At 60.0% G+C, this 528-nt stretch carries 1 protein-coding gene; it reads right to left on the bottom strand.

Going from position 1 to position 528, the window contains the following annotated elements; all coding sequences use genetic code 11:
• The coding region (locus ABD785_RS41200; RefSeq protein WP_344840363.1) for a hypothetical protein at nucleotides 1–528 on the bottom strand (528 nt) is incomplete at both ends.

Below are 528 nucleotides of genomic sequence, written 5' to 3'. Positions count from 1 at the left end.
GGCAAGCGTGAATAGGCTTTTCCGGCTGGCGCTAAAAAGGCCGGCAACGTCTGCAAAAAGGTCGAACGTCTGAGTGGGGCGGGCGTCACTGTGAAGCGGCTGGGCGTTGTGCTTGATGTGGTTCAGCCAGACCTGGGCAGCATAATCCAGCGTTGCGCCCACTTCGCTAGCTGCGGCTTCTAGTCCGTTAGCTGTGGCCGTGGCACGGTGCCGGTAACAAGCGCTGATTATGTCGCGTGTGTCCGGCTCAAGGGCCAACGCCAGCGTTTCAGGGGCGGCTTGCTGAGCCTCTTGGGGTGCTTCGGCAGCAATGCGGAAAGTACGTCCACCGTGGGCAAGTGAGAAAATCCGGCAGCCCTTCTCGTGGGCATAGATTAAGCCTTGACTGTCGTTGCCGTTATCGTTGAACGGGTCTTGCGGGTCACGGCAGTGTTTGCCGTTGTACTGCGCTGGGTTCGCCAGAATATCCCCAGCGGTGACGGTGTGCCCGTTGCCTAAGATGATGGGCGCGTCCGGGGTCAGCGTTTG

It is taken from the genome of Actinocorallia longicatena (assembly GCF_039534125.1).
GTDB classification, from domain to species: Bacteria; Actinomycetota; Actinomycetes; order Streptosporangiales; family Streptosporangiaceae; genus Actinocorallia; species Actinocorallia longicatena.
This window is presented reverse-complemented; position numbering and strand designations above follow the sequence as displayed.